A 14,960-nucleotide genomic window follows, 5' to 3' on the forward strand; every position below is an offset into this window, starting at 1 on the left:
TTCAGGCAGTTAGGCGTCGGCGTTAACAACCAGGTAAAAGGGGAGCCAGCATGGCACGAGACGAAGAAAAAACCATCGACGAATTGGCACAGCGGATGGAAATCAACCTGGCAATGGACTACGAGAAAAAGGACTTGAAGGCACAACGGGAACTGGTGAAACAACACCTCTACGACGGCTCCAAAAAATTGAAGCACACCGTACCCAAAGGGAAGCGGATTTAAACCAGGAGAAGGAAACAACGGGGAGGGGGCTTGAGGAAACGGCTCCCTCCCCTTAAATTTTGCCTACCATACGCGCCCGGTGGCGCACCTTGCGGAGGGAGAAGATGGCGATCGTCAGGTACAACCCGCTCAGCGAACTCAGAAGCATGCAGGACAAGATGAACCGGCTGCTGGACCTGGCCTGGACCCGCGAGATCGGCGAGGAGATCAGGGAGGGGGTCTGGCACCCGCCGGCGGATGTCTACGAGAGCAACGCCGCGGTTACCATCAAGGTGGAACTTCCCGACCTGGACCTCTCCGACATCGAGATCCGCGCCGAAGAGCACACCCTGACCATACGGGGGGAAAGAAGGCACGGCGAGGAGATCAAAAAGGAGAACTTCCACCGGATCGAGCGCTACTTCGGCCCCTTCCAAAGGAGCTTCGCCGTCCCCCCCGACTTCGACGCCTCGAGCTTCAGCGCGAGCTGCGACTGCGGCGTCCTCACCATCGTCATCCCCAAGACCATCACGGTGGAAATCGCCTGAGGCTTCACCCCTCGTTCATGCTGCCGGTGCGGTACCCCTGCAGGTCGAGCGAGACGTAGGTGAAACCGGCCTGCCGGAAGAAGTCCAGCGTCCGCAGCCGCAACTGCGGCTCAAGCATCCGCCCCAGTTCCGCCTCGGAGAGTTCGATGCGCGCGCTCTCCTCGTGGAACCGCACCCGGTACACCCGGAACCCCTCCCCCTTCAGGAACTCCTCGCAGCGCTCCACCTGGTTGAGCCTCTGCTCGGTGATCTCGGTGCCATAGGGAAACCGGCTGGCCAGGCAGGCGTAGGCCTGCTTGTCCCAGGTGGGGAGGCCAAGCCCGCGGGAGAGTTCCCGGATCTCTTCCTTGGCCAGTTCCGCTTCGAGCAGCGGCGAGCGCACCTTCAGTTCGCAGGCGGCCACCCGCCCGGGGCGGTAATCCCCGAGGTCGTCGGTGTTGCTGCCGTCGGCGACGAAGGCGAAGCCGAGCTCGCGCGCTTTGTCGCCGCAGATCCGGAACAGCTCGCTTTTGCAGTGGTAGCAGCGGTCCTTGGGGTTGTGGCTGAACCCCGGGATCTCAAGTTCGTTGGACTCGACCAGGATCTGGGTGGCGCCGAGGGATGCGGCAAGGCGCTTGGCCTCGTTCAGCTCGCTTTCGGGGTAGGTGGGTGAGGTGGCGGTGACGGCCAGGACGCCCCCCGTTCCGAGGGTGTCGATGGCCGCCTTGAGCAGAAAAGTGGAGTCGACCCCACCCGAGAACGCAACCAGGACGGTTCCCATCTCGCGCAGGATCTCTTGCAGTTTGGTGTATTTTTCCTGGGGTGTTGCCATGGGGCCTCGCAGGACCGCGCCCGGGGACGCCCCACACGTAACAGCCGTTGGTGCCGCCGCGGCTGCAGTCGTTTTTTTTATGGAAAGCTGCCTGCCGTCTAGATGAAGTACATGAAGCGGTGATCCTGCTCCCGCTTGATCCCCAGCGCCTCCCCCCGTTCGCAGAGCGTCTTCAAGGTGATGGACTCGAAGAACTCGTTGAGCCGGGTGTTGGACTCCTCCCACACGGTCTGCGTCACGCAGCTCCCGTCGAAGCCGCACTCCCCCTTTCTCCTGCCGGCGCAGTCGACGATGAGGGTATCCCCCTCGGTCGCCTCGATCACGGCACGCACGGTGATCTCCTCGGGGCTCTTGGCGAGGCAGTATCCCCCCTGGGGACCGCGCTTGCTCTTCAGGATGCCGTGCTTTTTCAGCCCCTGGAAGATCTGTTCGAGGTAACGGGGCGAGATATCCTGACGCCGCGAGATGTCCTGAATCTGCGCCGGCTGACTCCCGGCGTTGTAGGCGATGTCAAAAAGAGCCCTAAGGCCGTAACGGCTCTTGGTGGAAAGTCTCATGTCTGTATCTCCCGCTGTTTAATGGTTAAGCGAGGATACAATACCACATTTTTCATGTCAAGAATATAAAGAATTGCATCTCCGCATTTACCACCGCGGACGTGCGCCATATCACCAGTACCGCTGCGGCGGCTCGACCCGCTCCATCAGGGTGATGGAACCGTCGACGACCTGGAAGACATCGCCGTACATGTTGGTCCACTTGTCCCCTTCTTCCAGCGGCACCGGAACCTCGCGGCTCCCCAGGAAAACCTCGGCGTCGCCGATGTAGGCGTACCACTCCAGGTTGCCGTTCATCCAGATCTTGTTCTTGATTTCCATTAATCCTCCCTGCCGTGTTTTCTCATGATACTACTGAAAAGTATACGCCCCGGTCAAGGATTCCGGTTTTTCGCTTGTTGCGGCAGGCCGTTTTTGTTATTAGAGAAAGATACTTTTCTTGGGGGTCTTTCTCTATGAAATTCACAAAGATGCAGGGAGCCGGCAACGACTACGTCTACGTCGACTGTTTCAAAGAATCCGTGCAGGACCCCGCCGCCGTCGCCGTCAAGGTATCCGACCGCAACTTCGGCATTGGTTCCGACGGCCTCATCCTGATCATGCCGAGCCAACAGGCCGACGTCAGGATGCGCATGTTCAACTCCGACGGCTCCGAGAGCGAGATGTGCGGCAACGGCATCCGCTGCGTCGCCAAATACGCCTATGACCACGGCATTGTGGCCAAGAAGGAGATTACCGCCGAGACCGGAGCCGGGATTCTGACCCTGCAGCTCTTTACCGGCGCGAACGACAAGGTGGAGAAGGTGCGGGTCAACATGGGGCCGCCCCGGCTCACCCGGAAGGAGATCCCGATGGTCGGCAATCCCGACGAAAAGGTGATCGGCGAACCGCTCAACATCCTCCACTCCACCTTCAGCATCACCTGCGCCTCGATGGGGAACCCGCACTGCGTGATCTTCGTCGACGACGTCGACAACTTCGAGGTGGCGAAGTACGGGCCGCTGATCGAGAACCACGAGCTGTTCCCGCGCCGCACCAACGTGGAGTTCGTGCAGGTGATCTCGCGCACCGAAGTGCGCCAGCGCACCTGGGAGCGCGGCGCCGGCGAGACGCTCGCCTGCGGCACCGGCTCCAGCGCGGTCACCGCCGCCTGCGTCTTGAACGGCCTCACCGAGAGGAAGATCCTGAACCACCTCACCGGCGGCGACCTCGAAATGGAATGGAGCGAGGACGGCAATATCTACATGACCGGTCCTGCGGTTGAGGTCTTCAGCGGCGAGATCGAAATCTAAAAGGGATCCTTATGAATTCATGCCCTATCTGCACCAAGTGGGAAGACGATGTGGACCAGCGGGTCATCGAACTGGAGCACACCCTGGTTTCGCTGAACCGGGACCAGTTCTTCGCCGGGTATTGCTTCGTCTATGCCAAGGACCACGTCACTGAACTATTCCACCTCTCCGAGCCGGTGAGAAACGGGGTGATGGCGGAGGTCTGCGCCGTTGCCGAGGCCCTTTACAACGCCTTCGCCCCGGACAAGATCAACTACGAACTGCTGGGCAACATGGCGCCGCACATGCACTGGCACGTGGTGCCGCGCCGCTCGGCCGACCCGCTCTGGCCCCGCCCGCACTGGAGCGAGCCGCACCAGGAACTGATCCTCAAAAGCGAGGAGTACCAGGCCCGGGCCGAGCTGATCAGGACCCACCTCGGGAAACTGGGCGTAAAGGGGAGGGCGTAATGGACCTGCTGGGCGCGCACGTCTCCATATCGGGGGGGATCCACAACGCCGTCGACCGGGGGGTCGCTTCCGGCTGCGGGGTGATCCAGGTCTTCACCCAGAACGCCAACCAGTGGCGCGGCAAGGCGGTTTCCGACGCGGACGCGAAGCTGTTCCGGGACAAGTTCGCGGCCAGCGGCATGAAGAGCGTCATGAGCCACGACATCTACCTGATCAATCTCGCCGCCGCCCCCGGGGAGGTGAAGGACAAGAGCCTGATCGCCTTCCGGGAGGAACTGGAGCGCTGCGCCACGCTCGGGATAGACAAGGTGGTCATGCATCCCGGCTCGCACAACGGTGACGGCGAAGAGACCGGTATCAGGCGCGTCTGCGAGGCCTTCGACCAGCTCTTCGCCGAGGTGCCGCAGTTCACCGGGAAGGTGCTGCTGGAGAACACGGCCGGCCAGGGGAGCAACCTCGGCTACACGTTCGGGCACCTGAAGGCGATTATGGAGGGGTGCTCCGACCCGAGACGCTTCGGCGTCTGCTTCGACACCTGCCACGCCTTCGCCTCCGGCTACCCTATCGCCGACCACGACGGCTACCGCCGGACCTTCGACGAATTCGACGCCCTGCTCGGGATCGACAGACTGATGGCCTTCCACCTCAACGATTCCAAGAAGGGGCTCGGGTGCAAGGTGGACCGCCACGAGCACATCGGCGCCGGGACGCTCGGCCTGGAGCCCTTCCGCTTTATCCTGAACGACCCGCACTTCGCACTGGTCCCCAAGGTGATCGAAACGCCGAAAGGGGACGACGACGAGATGGATGCGGTGAACCTGAAACTTTTGCGGAGCCTGATCGGAAGCTGATCCGGCACCGGCAGGGGGTGCGGCATGCGCGACAAGGTCGAGATCGTACAGGGGGATATCACCAAGGTGGCGGTGGACGCCATCGTCAACGCCGCCAACAGCTCGCTTCTGGGCGGAGGCGGGGTGGACGGCGCCATCCATCGGGCCGCAGGCCCCGAACTCCTCGCCGAGTGCCGCCCCCTCGGGGGATGCCCCACCGGAGAGGCGAAGATCACCAGGGGGTACCGGCTCCCGGCCCGGCACGTGATCCATACCGTGGGGCCGGTCTGGCACGGCGGCGGCCGCGGCGAGGCGGAACTGCTCCGGTCCTGCTATCGCAACTGCTTCCGGCTGGCACACGAAAACGGGCTTGCCGCAATAGCCTTCCCCGCCATCAGCACCGGCGTCTACGGCTATCCCAAGGGTCCCGCCTGCCGCATCGCGCTGGAAGAGGCCAAGGCGGCGCTGGCGAACTACCCGGAACTGGGGAAAATTATCTTCGTTGCGTTCTCCGCCGAGGACGCGCGGATCTATCGGGAAACGGTGCAGGAGGTTTTTCAGTGAAGGCGGTAATTCAGCGGGTCAAGCAGGCCAGCGTTACTGTGGAGGGGAAGGTGGTCGGGGAGATCGGCCCCGGGGTCCTGGTGCTGCTTGGCGTCGAGATCGGCGACACCACCAGCCAGGCAGAGTGGATGGCGGAAAAGATCGTCAACCTGAGAATCTTTTCCGATGACCAGGGAAAGATGAACCTGGCACTCCCCGACGTCAAGGGGGAGGTGCTGGCCGTCTCCCAGTTCACCCTGGCGGGCAACTGCTCCAAGGGGAGACGCCCCTCGTTCGATACCGCTGCCGCACCGGAAGACGCCAACAAGCTCTACAGCTACTTCATGGGGCAGGTCTGGGAGCTAGGCGTGCCGGTGCAAAGCGGGATCTTCCAGGCGGACATGGAGGTGTCGCTGGTAAACGACGGCCCGGTGACCTTCATCCTGGAGACCCCGCCCAAACGCTGAACTCACATGAGAGGCCGGACCTCACCGACCTTGAAATAAACGACGCGGGAAACCGCGGCACCTGCCTGCGGGCTCGCCACCAGCGCGGTCCGCTCCTTGATCTCGCCCAGCAGCTCCCCTTCACCCTTTTCCTCGATCATCGTGAGGGTCACCCTCCAGCCGCTGTAGCCTCGCGACGGTGCCAGGTACAGGTAGCTCGCATGCGGGTTCTGCCTCAGATTCGCGATGCTGCGCCCGTCGCCAAAGCCCCAGGCCAGGGTTTCGTCGTCGACTACATGAGGTATGGCGAAGACGGCGAGATTGACCACTCCGTTCGCGTCGGCCGTGCCGAGGATGCCGCGCCCCCCTTCCGGAAACAGTTCCGCAAGCTTCATGTGTTCCGCCCCCTTTTCTCTTTAAGCTGATGAAGCAACTATGATAATCTAGCAGGCTCGAACCAATTGTCTACCGCGCCGACACCGGGGCGGCCGCAGCGAAGGAAGGGCACGTGGAGCTGAAAACCATACTCGAAGCACTGTACCGGAACCGCTCCCAGGCCCACCTGGCCAACGACCCGCTCTCGTTTTGCCACCGCTACCAGGATCCCCCGGACCAGGAAGTTGCCGGGCTGGTGGCCTCCTCCTTCGCCTACGGCAACGTCAAGATCATCAAGAAGAACCTGGCAGTCATCTTCGAGGTGATGGGACCTTCCCCGCGCCGCTTCGTGGAGCGCTTCGACCCGGAGGAGGGGAGCCGTCTCTTCGCCGGGTTCAAGCACCGCTTCAACGACGCACGCGACCTCTGCGCCCTGCTCTTCGCCTGCCGCATCATGATCGAGGAGGGAGGCTCCATAGAGAAGTGGCTGCTGCGCTTCTACACCCCGGCGGACGAGGACCTGACGGGGGCCCTCTCCGGTTTTTCCGAGGCGGTGAAGAACCTCGACCTCTCCCCCGTATTCGGCCCCGGCGGCGTCCCCGCGGACTCCTATTTCCCGTTCTTCTTCCCCTCCCCCGCTTCGGGGAGCGCCTGCAAGAGACTCTGCATGTATCTCAGGTGGATGGTGCGCCCGGCCGACGGCATCGACCTCGGCATCTGGCAGGGCATCTCCCCCGCGCAGCTGGTCATCCCCGTCGACGCCCACATCCAGCGCATCTGCCGCTTCCTCGGCTTCACCAGCCGCAAGCAGGCGGACTGGCGCATGGCCCGCGAGATCACCCGCGCCCTGCGCGAACTGGATCCCGCCGACCCGGTGAAGTATGACTTCTCCATCTGCCACCTCGGGATCTCGGAAGGGTGCGACGGCAAGGACCGCCTCAAATGCGCCGCCTGCCCGATCGGCGACATCTGCTCCGCAGGCCCCACGTGACGCACCCTTTCCCGGCATACCTGCACGGTTTCGCCTTCACCGGGCAGGTCGGTGCGATCGTCGCATCGACGCCGGGGGAGGTGCAGCCCGCCTTCGAGGAACTGCAGCGCCAGGTGGCAGCGGGGCTCCACGCCGCCGGCTTTGTCTGCTACGAGGCCGCCGGCGCCCTCAACGAGGCATTCAACGATGCCTTCAGCACGACGCCCGGGCACCCGATGCCGCTCATGTGGTTCGGTCTCTTCACCGGGCGGAATGCGGAAACCTTTCCGCAGCACGGCGCCCCCTTCCGCTGCTCCGACTGGCAGACCACCCCCGGTTCGCAGAGGTATCGGGACTCCGTGCAGCAGATCCGGGAACTGATCGCCGCCGGAGACAGCTACCAGGTCAACTACACCATGCGGCAGCGCTTCGCGTTCAGCGGCTGCTCCCGCTCCTTCTTCAGCGAACTCTGCCGCAACCAGCCCACCCGCTACAACTGCTACCTCGAGTGCGGCAGGTGGCGCGTGCTGTCGGCCTCGCCCGAGCTGTTCTTCTCCCTCTCCGGCGGGCGGCTGGTCACCCGCCCCATGAAGGGGACCGCCCCGCGCGGCCGCTGGTACGAAGAAGACCTGGACCTGAAGGAGCGACTCAGGCGAAGCCCCAAGGAAGTAGCGGAGAACCTGATGATCGTCGACCTGCTGCGCAACGACATGGGGATGGTGTCCCGGACAGGCTCGGTCCGGGTCAACGCGCTCTTCGACGTGGAGAGCCACCCGACCGTGCACCAGATGACCTCCACCATAGAGTCCCGGGTCGGGGAAGGGGTGACGCCGCTGGAACTGTTCCGGGCCCTATTCCCTTGCGGCTCGGTGACCGGCGCCCCCAAGAGACGCAGCATGGAGATCATCGGGGAGTTGGAAAGAGCACCGCGCGGGCTGTACACCGGCTGCCTCGGCTATTTTTCTCCCGGTGGCGAGGCGCTCTTCAGCGTTGCCATCCGCACCGCCATCCTCGACTGTGAGACCGGTCAGGGCGAGATCGGCATCGGGAGCGGTATCACCTATGACTCCCGGCCGGAGGCGGAATACCGCGAGTGCCTGGACAAGCGAGCCTTCATCGAGGAGCAGCGGCCGGAATTCCACCTGATCGAGTCGCTGCTGCACGACGAGCGGGGTTACTTCCTGCTCGAGCGGCACCTGGAGCGACTGGAGCGCTCGGCGCGCTATTTCTCCTTCCCCCTCGCCGAGGGCGCGCCGCGACGGGCGTTGGAGGAGACCGCGGCCGGGCTCGACAGATCGGCGCCCCACAAGGTGCGCCTGCTCCTCTTCAAGGACGGGTGCCTCCGCTGCGAAGCTGCGCCGCTCCCCGGGGCGGCGCGGGAAGTGAAGGCTGCCTTCGCGCGACAGCGCGTCAGCTCCGCCGATCCCTTTCTCTACCACAAGACCAGCCGCCGGGAACTCTTCCACCAGGAACGTGCCCACCGCCCGGAACTGGACGAGGTGATTTTCGAGAACGAGCGTGGCGAGGTGACCGAAGGGGCCTACAGCAACCTGATCGCCGTGATCGACGGCACGAAATGCACTCCCCCCCTTGGCTGCGGCCTCCTCCCCGGCACCCTGCGCCAGGAGCTGCTGGCGCAAGGAACCATCGAGGAGCGGGTCCTGAGCAGGGAGGACCTGGCACGGGCCGAGGTGGTTTTTCTGGTAAACTCGGTGCGCGGGTGGCGGCGGGTGACACTGGTACCATGAGCGACCTCCGCACCCGCCCCGCGCCCACCTCTCCCGGCTGCCGGCCGGACCCTTCCGCGGAGGGTGCCGACAAGCGAGTCCGCTATTTCAGATTAAAGGAGACATCACTATGGAAACGTACGGCTTTTTAGGGCTGGGCATCATGGGGAGCGCCATGGCCAAAAACCTCATCAAGGCGGGTTTCAAGGTCAAGGTGTGGAACCGCTCCCCGGCCAAATGCGAGGAGTTCGCGGCACTCGGCGCGGCCGTCGCGGCGACGCCGGCGGAGGTGACTTCGACCTGCGCCATCACCATCGCCATGCTGGCCGACCCCGCCGCGGCCCATGAGGTCTGTTTCGGACCCCGGGGCGCGCTCGAAGGGATCGGCTCGGGGCGCGGCTACGTGGACATGTCCACCGTCGACGCCGCCACGGCCCAGGAGATCGCAGCGGCGGTTACCGCCAAGGGGGGGAGGTTCCTGGAGGCGCCCGTTTCCGGAAGCAAGAAACCTGCGGAGGACGGCACCCTGATCATCCTCGCCGCCGGCGACCACGGCCTCTTCGACCAGACCATGCCGCTCTTCGAGAAGATGGGAAAGAAGAGCCTGTTCCTGGGGGAGGTGGGGCGCGGCGCCGAGATGAAGCTCATCGTCAACATGGTGATGGGGGGGATGATGACCATCTTCTGCGAAGGGCTCGCCCTCGCCGACAAGGCCGGCCTCTCCAGCGCCGACCTTCTGGACGTGCTCGATTCGGGGGCCCTGGCCAACCCGATGTTCAAGCTGAAGGGGGCCCAGATGACGCAGGGGCTCTTCGACCCGGCCTTCCCGCTCAAGCACATGCAGAAGGACATGCGCCTGGCCGTCGCCCTGGGGGACTCCTTGAACCAGCCGCTGCCGTCCGCCGCTGCCGCCAATGAGAGCTTCAAGAGGGCGAAGGGGATGGGACTTGCCGACCGCGACTTCTGCGCGGTCCTGAAGGCCATCACCTCATGAAAAAGTTCCTCTCCTTTGCCGGGGTGACGCTTCTGACCACCGCACTTCTGGACCCGCTGATACAGTCGGGCCTGGACAAGCCGGTCCCCTGGCCTCGCGACATCGGGATGTTCGTGGCGGGTGCAGCCTGCCTGTACCTCCTGGTCAAATACCGCCGGGAGTTGTAGCAGGGGTCGTGAACCTGGGGCGCAGTTTGCCGTTGACAAATAGGAGCGGCTCCCTTATTCTGCACCCGAAAACTGAATAGAAAGACCTGCTTATCTAGAGTGGTGGAGGGAAAGGCCCTGCGAAGCCACAGCAACCGGCCCATTGGGCGACAGGTGCTAAATCCTGCCGAAAGGCGAAGATGAGAAAGGCGCTTTTAGCTATTGTCACACCCGAAAAGCCCCTTCTCACACCGAGACGGGGCTTTTTTTGTGCCGCCGGCCGGCACCCGAAAGTACGAGAGAGACATGTCCTACGGCATCGTGAATGAACAAATCGCCACCTTCGACACCGAACTGCGCCTGGAGAGCGGCCGCATCCTCGGGCCGATCGACATCGCCTACGAAACCTACGGCACCCTGAACGAGCAACGCTCCAACGCGATCCTCGTGACCCACGCCTGGACCGGTAGCGCGCACCTGGCCGGCCGCCATAGCGAGGACGAGAAGCGGGCGGGTTGGTGGGACGACATAGTGGGCCCCGGCTCCCTTCTGGACACCGACCGCTACTTCGTCATCTGTTCCAACGTGATCGGCTCCTGCTTCGGCTCCACGGGACCGACCTCCGTAAACCCGAAGACCGGCAAGCGCTACAACCTGGCCTTCCCGGTGATCACGGTGCGGGACATGGTCAACGCCCAGGCGTTGCTCCTGGACCGGCTCGGCATCGACAAGCTCTTCTGCGTTCTAGGCGGCAGCATGGGGGGGATGCAGGCCCTCGAGTGGGCGACGCAGTACCCGGAAAGGGTCGCCTCTGCGGTGGTGCTGGCCACCACGCCGCGCCCGTCGGCGCAGGCAATCTCGCTGAACGCCGTGGCGCGCTGGGCGATCTTCAACGATCCCACCTGGAAGAAGGGGGAGTACCGCAAGAACCCCAAGGACGGGCTGGCGCTGGCCCGCGGCATCGGCCACATCACCTTCCTCTCTGACGAGTCCATGACCTCCAAGTTCGGGCGCCGCTTCTCCGCCCGCGACGGCCAATTCGACTTCTTCGGCCAGTTCGAGGTGGAGCGCTACCTCAACTACAACGGCTACAACTTCGTGGACCGCTTCGACGCCAACTCCTTTCTCTATCTGGCCAAGGCCCTCGACCTCTACGACGTCGCCGCCGGCTGCGAGTCACTGGAGGAGGCCTTCGAGCCGGTGCGGGCGCCGATCCAGTTCTTCGCCTTCACCTCAGACTGGCTCTACCCGCCGGCGCAGACCGAGGAGATGGTCGCATCGCTCCAGAAGCTGGGCAAGCCGGTGGAGTACCACCTGATCACCTCGGCCTACGGCCACGACGCCTTCCTGCTCGAACACCAGACCTTCACGCCCATGGTGCAGCAGTTCCTGGACGGAATCGGAACCTAGACGCCTCGCGCAACCGGCATTACTGGATCCGCACATCGGAAAACCTGTAGGGGCGAATAATTATTCGCCCCGTTGGCACCGTTGCCATCTCGCCATTAACGGCGGTCGGGCATCGGCGGCTGGGGCGAATGATTATTCGCCCCTACAGAAAAAAAGGCGGATGATTATCGAGTCATCCGCCCTTCGTCGTTTCTTTTCACAGGCTTGCCGCTACTGCCACCCCATGATGGCGGCGACGTCCTCGTTGAGCACCAGGTCCTCGCCGCTTGGGACCACGAAGACCTTGACCGGGGAGTGGTCCGCGCTGATCAGCATCTCCTCGCCTCCCTTGAGCGCCTCCTCGTCCCGTTTCAGATCCACCTCGATGCCGAACTGGCTCATCCCCTGGAGCGCCATGCCGCGCACCGGCCAGTCCTCCCATCCCTCTCCGTAGGTGAACACGATGGCATCCGGCCTGCCGGTGACGGCGATGTAGGCGCCCAGGTACTTCCTCAGCCGGTAGGCCTCCATGTCGAGCGCGAGCTGGCAGCGGGGGTCACCGACTACCGCCTCGTCCACCACGGTCCGACGGCTGACCCGGCGTCCCACGATGCCGGCCAGGCCGCTCTTCTGGTTCAGGAACAGGTCGAGCTCCGTCACCGAAACACCCGCCTCGTTGGCCATGAACGGGATGATGCCGGGATCGATGTCCCCGCAGCGGGTCCCCATCATGACACCCTCGAGCGGGGTGAGCCCCATGCTGGTGTCGACCGACATGCCGTTTTTCACGGCGCAGAGAGAGACGCCGTTGCCGGTGTGGATGGTGACCATGTTGGAACTCTCCAGCGCCACCCCGGCGAGCTCCGCACCTCTCCTTGCGGCGTGCAGGTGGGACTGGCCGTGGAAGCCGTAACGCCTGACGCCGTGCTTTTGGTACCACTCGTAGGGAAGCGGGTACATGTAGGCCGGCTCGGGCATGGTCTGGTGGAAAGCGGTATCGAAGATGGCTACCTGGGGCAGCTCCGGCAGTAGTTCCTGCGCGGCACGGATGCCGGCGAGGTTGGGGGTGTTATGCAGCGGCGCGAGTGTCGCCACCTCCCTGATCGCCTCGACGACGTCCTCGTCGATCAGCACCGATCTGGTGAAGCGCTCTCCCCCGTGCACCACGCGGTGCCCGATGGCCTTGATATCGCTGACGCCCGAGATCAACCCCTCTCCGGCCAGGGTATCCAGAATCAGCCGCAGCGCATCCTTGTGATCCGCGCACTCCCCTTCCAGGTGCTTTGGGTCCGCCCCGGGTACCCGGTGGGTCAGGAAGGAATCTCCTACCACGATTCTTTCCACCTTGCCGGTGGCCAAAAGGGCCTGCTTGCCCCAGTTGTAGAGTTGGTATTGCGCCGAGAACCTACGGCAGTTCAGGGTGAGAATCAGCATGCTGCGAAACTCCGATCCGGGCAGGAGAAAGCTCAGCCGTGCCCGCTGCTAGTTGCGTATCAACCGGGAGAGGTACCGGGATGTCAGCTACGATACGTGTGGAGAGTATGATCGGTGGGATGCCGCGGTCTTCACGGTCTCGCATTGACGGAACGTCCATAACTAGCACTATCTGTTGAAAAGTGCAAACAGTAACGGGTATGACAAAAGGAAACTAACGGGAATCACTGAGGAAGAAGTCGGCTATGACGGGACGGTGATCCGAGGCCCTGCGGGTCCCGACCCAGCAGCGCTGCGCCTTGATCCCGGGGGTGGTCATGATGTGGTCGATGCGCATCCAGGACGCCCGCAGCCAGGGGACCTTGTTCTTGAGCAGGAAATGCCCGTAGGTGTAACCGTACCCCCTCCCCCCCCGGGCGAAGGCGTCGACGAGGCCGGCTTTTCTCAGGGTCTCACAGACCAGCGAGTGGTCAGGCGAGTTGAAATCGCCGGCGACGACTACCTCCCCCTTCTCCTGTGCCAGGTACCCGGACACCGCCTGTGCCTGCCTGAGGCGCGTATCCACGTTGGCCTCGAAGCGGTCGATGGCCTTGGGGATGTACCAGGCGCCCCGCCGCGCCTTGCGGAAGGCGTTCAAGCCTCTTCTGGGGGTCTTGAAGTGGACGTTGTACAGGGAGATGTCGCGGGAGCCGACCTGCACCCGGCAACGCAGGAAGGATTCCCCCTTCCTCTCGTGGTAGGGGAGATCATGGACCTCGACATCGGAGATGGGAAACCTGCTGGCAACCAGGTACTGCCCTTCGTTGTGCATCTGCCACCCGGCCAGGTAGTCGGACAGCGGCCCGTCCCCGGCATCCACCGCGTCCTGGAACAGGATGATGTCGGGACGGCTCCTTGCCAGTTCCTCGACGAGCGGCATCAGGTCCCGTTTGCCGTACTTGACGTTCCAGGTCATCACCCGCAGCGTCTGCGGGGAATTGGCCCACGCCTTGCGCGGAGCCCAGTGCCAGTCCATGATCGGCCCCAAAACCCACAGGACTCCCAGAAGTGGCACCCACACCAGGATTTTTGCGCCGCGGCAGGCGGCAAGGGCCAGCAGCAGCCCCGGAGCCGCCCAGATGAACTGGGGGAGGTAGAAGTTCAAGGCGCCGGCCCAGAAGCGGTCCGGGCCTGCCCAATTGAGAATGGTGATGGCGGCCAGCAACACGATGTAGGCCGCATTCAGTCCCAGGAGCCAGTTGAACATACTCATCCGCCTGCCTCCCTTGGCGCCGGCGGGGTGTTCCTTTGCCCCGCCGGCGCCGTGCTTCAAGGCTTGCACATGCTCTTGTTCCAAAAACATGCCACCTCGTGAGGCAGTTGGTGCCAGTACTGCCCTTCGTACTCCGTCTTGATATGGTCCAGCAGTTCCCGGTACAGGTGGTGAGGATACTCGTCGTAATCTACATTGCCATCGAAGCTCATGTAGTCGGGGTGGGTGATCAGCAGGGCCATGCCACCATGCTCCGCGATCCAGCGCAGTTTTTCCTTCCAGATGGTGATGTCCTTCTCCCGAAACAGGATGAACACCGTGAAGTCCTGGGGGAGCGTGTAGGGGAGCACCACGTATTCCCTTCCCGGGACCTTGGTCTGGTGCACCGGAAAGATCGTTTTCAGCCCGTCTGACTGCGGCTCGAAGGGGTCGGTATCGAAGGCCGAGGCCTCGTAGACGATGTCCAGCCGGTGCAGCCATTCGAAATTATGGTAGACGCACGGGGAGCGAAAGCCGACGGCTCCCCATTCCTTCAGGTAGTTGTTGATCTTCACGGCATGCTCTTCGAAGGTCTCGGGTGACTCGTAAAGCTTCCTGTTATGCTCCAGGCCGTGCACCCCCACCTCGAAACCGTGGGCGACCAGCTTCTTACGCAAGGCGGGGGGGAGATGGTAGTCATGAGCCACGAAGTTGAAGGAGGAGCGAAAGCCCAACTCCTGTTCGAGGGCCATGAGTTGCTCGCACCGCGCCACGCCGCGCGCCGTATCGACATCGTGCGTCAGCACCACTGAAAACCGTCTTCCATCCGGCCACCCCTGGAAACCGGGGGGCATTGCGCCCGCTTCGGGGTCTATGGGCCAGACGTTCTGGAAGATGTAGCGCTTGTACTTCGCGACGACGCTGCGCAACATGATTTGAAGCCGACGCGACATCCAGGGCTTGACCTGGTAGTAAGCGCGTGCGAGGGCCTCTTCGATGAAAGGCTTCATGACCT

19 protein-coding genes and 1 riboswitch are annotated in these 14,960 nt (G+C 63.4%); of the genes, 12 read left to right on the plus strand and 7 right to left on the minus strand.

Features of this window, described 5'->3' with window-relative positions; genetic code table 11:
• Window positions 1-50: 50 nt before the first annotated feature.
• Both KP001_RS14630 and KP001_RS14635 read left to right on the plus strand, forming a co-directional pair.
• On the plus strand, window positions 51-224 hold the full coding sequence (locus KP001_RS14630) for a hypothetical protein (RefSeq protein ID WP_183345018.1): 174 nt from the start codon (window positions 51-53) through the stop codon (window positions 222-224).
• Window positions 225-328: 104 nt separating this feature from the next.
• Window positions 329-751 carry an Hsp20/alpha crystallin family protein gene (locus KP001_RS14635; RefSeq protein WP_217286342.1) on the plus strand — a complete coding sequence of 141 codons (423 nt, stop codon included), beginning with the start codon at window positions 329-331 and terminating at the stop codon, window positions 749-751.
• A gap of 4 nt (window positions 752-755) precedes the next feature.
• Here the strand turns inward: KP001_RS14635 and larE are convergent, their stop codons facing one another.
• From larE to KP001_RS14650, 3 genes are all read right to left on the minus strand, one after another.
• Complete coding sequence (gene larE / locus KP001_RS14640) at window positions 756-1,562, minus strand: ATP-dependent sacrificial sulfur transferase LarE (RefSeq protein WP_217286343.1); 807 nt, start codon at window positions 1,560-1,562, stop codon at window positions 756-758.
• Between the two features lie 98 nt (window positions 1,563-1,660).
• Complete coding sequence (locus KP001_RS14645; protein WP_217286344.1) at window positions 1,661-2,119, minus strand: RrF2 family transcriptional regulator; 459 nt, start codon at window positions 2,117-2,119, stop codon at window positions 1,661-1,663.
• Between the two features lie 111 nt (window positions 2,120-2,230).
• The gene (locus tag KP001_RS14650; protein WP_217286345.1) at window positions 2,231-2,440 is read right to left on the minus strand and encodes a hypothetical protein; all 210 of its coding nucleotides are present in this window, start codon (window positions 2,438-2,440) and stop codon (window positions 2,231-2,233) included.
• 134 nt (window positions 2,441-2,574) lie between these two features.
• Between KP001_RS14650 and dapF the strand changes: the two genes are divergently transcribed.
• From dapF to dtd, 5 genes are read left to right on the plus strand one after another with little or no spacing between them, the layout of a single operon-like run.
• Window positions 2,575-3,411, plus strand: a complete 837-nt coding sequence (gene dapF, locus KP001_RS14655) for a diaminopimelate epimerase (RefSeq protein ID WP_217286346.1) — start codon at window positions 2,575-2,577, stop codon at window positions 3,409-3,411.
• A gap of 11 nt (window positions 3,412-3,422) precedes the next feature.
• A complete protein-coding gene (locus KP001_RS14660) occupies window positions 3,423-3,860 on the plus strand; it encodes an HIT family protein (protein ID WP_217286347.1) in 438 nt (145 codons plus the stop codon).
• Window positions 3,860-4,711 (plus strand): deoxyribonuclease IV, encoded by an 852-nt coding sequence (locus KP001_RS14665; protein WP_217286348.1) that lies wholly within the window; start codon window positions 3,860-3,862, stop codon window positions 4,709-4,711. The genes KP001_RS14660 and KP001_RS14665 overlap by 1 nt, the downstream gene beginning before the upstream one ends.
• A gap of 24 nt (window positions 4,712-4,735) precedes the next feature.
• Entirely contained in the window at window positions 4,736-5,254 is a 519-nt protein-coding gene (locus KP001_RS14670) for an O-acetyl-ADP-ribose deacetylase (protein WP_217286349.1), read from the plus strand.
• The gene (dtd, locus tag KP001_RS14675; RefSeq protein WP_217286350.1) at window positions 5,251-5,700 is read left to right on the plus strand and encodes a D-aminoacyl-tRNA deacylase; all 450 of its coding nucleotides are present in this window, start codon (window positions 5,251-5,253) and stop codon (window positions 5,698-5,700) included. The genes KP001_RS14670 and dtd overlap by 4 nt, the downstream gene beginning before the upstream one ends.
• A gap of 2 nt (window positions 5,701-5,702) precedes the next feature.
• On the opposite strand, the gene KP001_RS14680 is transcribed toward dtd, so the two are convergent.
• A complete protein-coding gene (locus KP001_RS14680; protein ID WP_217286351.1) occupies window positions 5,703-6,074 on the minus strand; it encodes a pyridoxamine 5'-phosphate oxidase family protein in 372 nt (123 codons plus the stop codon).
• Between the two features lie 113 nt (window positions 6,075-6,187).
• Between KP001_RS14680 and KP001_RS14685 the strand changes: the two genes are divergently transcribed.
• From KP001_RS14685 to metX, 5 genes are all read left to right on the plus strand, one after another.
• Window positions 6,188-7,045 (plus strand): TIGR02757 family protein, encoded by an 858-nt coding sequence (locus tag KP001_RS14685; RefSeq protein WP_217286352.1) that lies wholly within the window; start codon window positions 6,188-6,190, stop codon window positions 7,043-7,045.
• The gene (gene pabB / locus KP001_RS14690; protein ID WP_239027790.1) at window positions 7,042-8,772 is read left to right on the plus strand and encodes an aminodeoxychorismate synthase component I; all 1,731 of its coding nucleotides are present in this window, start codon (window positions 7,042-7,044) and stop codon (window positions 8,770-8,772) included. The genes KP001_RS14685 and pabB overlap by 4 nt, the downstream gene beginning before the upstream one ends.
• 109 nt (window positions 8,773-8,881) lie before the next feature.
• Window positions 8,882-9,745 (plus strand): NAD(P)-dependent oxidoreductase, encoded by an 864-nt coding sequence (locus tag KP001_RS14695; RefSeq protein ID WP_217286354.1) that lies wholly within the window; start codon window positions 8,882-8,884, stop codon window positions 9,743-9,745.
• Window positions 9,742-9,912 carry a hypothetical protein gene (locus KP001_RS14700; RefSeq protein ID WP_217286355.1) on the plus strand — a complete coding sequence of 57 codons (171 nt, stop codon included), beginning with the start codon at window positions 9,742-9,744 and terminating at the stop codon, window positions 9,910-9,912. Before KP001_RS14695 ends, KP001_RS14700 begins: the two co-directional genes overlap by 4 nt.
• 87 nt (window positions 9,913-9,999) lie before the next feature.
• Window positions 10,000-10,098, plus strand: a riboswitch (SAM riboswitch).
• Window positions 10,099-10,197: 99 nt separating this feature from the next.
• Window positions 10,198-11,301 carry a homoserine O-acetyltransferase MetX gene (gene metX, locus KP001_RS14705; RefSeq protein WP_217286356.1) on the plus strand — a complete coding sequence of 368 codons (1,104 nt, stop codon included), beginning with the start codon at window positions 10,198-10,200 and terminating at the stop codon, window positions 11,299-11,301.
• A gap of 210 nt (window positions 11,302-11,511) precedes the next feature.
• On the opposite strand, the gene KP001_RS14710 is transcribed toward metX, so the two are convergent.
• From KP001_RS14710 to KP001_RS14720, 3 genes are all read right to left on the minus strand, one after another.
• Window positions 11,512-12,714 (minus strand): acetate kinase, encoded by a 1,203-nt coding sequence (locus KP001_RS14710; RefSeq protein ID WP_217286357.1) that lies wholly within the window; start codon window positions 12,712-12,714, stop codon window positions 11,512-11,514.
• 214 nt (window positions 12,715-12,928) lie between these two features.
• Window positions 12,929-14,056 (minus strand): endonuclease/exonuclease/phosphatase family protein, encoded by a 1,128-nt coding sequence (locus tag KP001_RS14715; RefSeq protein WP_239027791.1) that lies wholly within the window; start codon window positions 14,054-14,056, stop codon window positions 12,929-12,931.
• Window positions 14,023-14,955, minus strand: coding sequence for a polysaccharide deacetylase family protein (locus tag KP001_RS14720; protein ID WP_217286358.1), 933 nt, complete (start codon window positions 14,953-14,955; stop codon window positions 14,023-14,025). Before KP001_RS14720 ends, KP001_RS14715 begins: the two co-directional genes overlap by 34 nt.
• Window positions 14,956-14,960 lie beyond the last annotated feature (5 nt).

It is taken from the genome of Geomonas subterranea (assembly GCF_019063845.1).
GTDB classification, from domain to species: domain Bacteria; phylum Desulfobacterota; class Desulfuromonadia; order Geobacterales; family Geobacteraceae; genus Geomonas; species Geomonas subterranea.

Bases quoted from the DNA above. Each gene is read 5' to 3' on its own strand.
- KP001_RS14630 (WP_183345018.1), top strand. From the start codon at position 51: ATGGCACGAGACGAAGAAAAAACCATCGACGAATTGGCACAGCGGATG.
- KP001_RS14635 (WP_217286342.1), top strand. From the start codon at position 329: ATGGCGATCGTCAGGTACAACCCGCTCAGCGAACTCAGAAGCATGCAG.
- larE (WP_217286343.1), bottom strand. From the start codon at position 1,562: ATGGCAACACCCCAGGAAAAATACACCAAACTGCAAGAGATCCTGCGC.
- KP001_RS14645 (WP_217286344.1), bottom strand. From the start codon at position 2,119: ATGAGACTTTCCACCAAGAGCCGTTACGGCCTTAGGGCTCTTTTTGAC.
- KP001_RS14650 (WP_217286345.1), bottom strand. From the start codon at position 2,440: ATGGAAATCAAGAACAAGATCTGGATGAACGGCAACCTGGAGTGGTAC.
- dapF (WP_217286346.1), top strand. From the start codon at position 2,575: ATGAAATTCACAAAGATGCAGGGAGCCGGCAACGACTACGTCTACGTC.
- KP001_RS14660 (WP_217286347.1), top strand. From the start codon at position 3,423: ATGAATTCATGCCCTATCTGCACCAAGTGGGAAGACGATGTGGACCAG.
- KP001_RS14665 (WP_217286348.1), top strand. From the start codon at position 3,860: ATGGACCTGCTGGGCGCGCACGTCTCCATATCGGGGGGGATCCACAAC.
- KP001_RS14670 (WP_217286349.1), top strand. From the start codon at position 4,736: ATGCGCGACAAGGTCGAGATCGTACAGGGGGATATCACCAAGGTGGCG.
- KP001_RS14680 (WP_217286351.1), bottom strand. From the start codon at position 6,074: ATGAAGCTTGCGGAACTGTTTCCGGAAGGGGGGCGCGGCATCCTCGGC.
- KP001_RS14695 (WP_217286354.1), top strand. From the start codon at position 8,882: ATGGAAACGTACGGCTTTTTAGGGCTGGGCATCATGGGGAGCGCCATG.
- KP001_RS14700 (WP_217286355.1), top strand. From the start codon at position 9,742: ATGAAAAAGTTCCTCTCCTTTGCCGGGGTGACGCTTCTGACCACCGCA.
- metX (WP_217286356.1), top strand. From the start codon at position 10,198: ATGTCCTACGGCATCGTGAATGAACAAATCGCCACCTTCGACACCGAA.
- KP001_RS14710 (WP_217286357.1), bottom strand. From the start codon at position 12,714: ATGCTGATTCTCACCCTGAACTGCCGTAGGTTCTCGGCGCAATACCAA.
- KP001_RS14715 (WP_239027791.1), bottom strand. From the start codon at position 14,056: ATGTTTTTGGAACAAGAGCATGTGCAAGCCTTGAAGCACGGCGCCGGC.
- KP001_RS14720 (WP_217286358.1), bottom strand. From the start codon at position 14,955: ATGAAGCCTTTCATCGAAGAGGCCCTCGCACGCGCTTACTACCAGGTC.